The 309-nt window shown below is 65.0% G+C and carries 1 protein-coding gene; it reads left to right on the forward strand.

What is annotated here, in order from left to right:
* Positions 1–309, forward strand: a 309-nt coding sequence (locus AC0L27_RS41270; protein ID WP_473323865.1) for an efflux RND transporter permease subunit, incomplete at both ends; no start/stop codon positions are given.

Raw genomic sequence — 309 nt, forward strand, 5'->3', positions numbered from 1 at the left:
ATCACGCTGGTGCTGATGGCCGTGTTCGTGCCGATGGCGTTCTTCCCGGGCTCGGTCGGCATCATCTACCGCCAGTTCTCCGTGACCATGGTCGCCGCGATCGGCTTCTCCGCCTTCCTGGCGCTGTCGCTGACGCCGGCGCTGTGTGCGACGCTGCTCAAGCCCGTCGCGGCCGGTCATGGTCATGCCAAGAAGGGCGTGTTCGGCTGGTTCAACCGCATGCTCGACAGCAGCAAGGAGGGTTATTCCCGCACCGTCGGCTTCTCGCTGAAGCGCACCGGCCGCTTGATGCTGGTCTATGTCGCGCTG

It is taken from the genome of Bradyrhizobium sp. Ken51 (assembly GCF_055807435.1).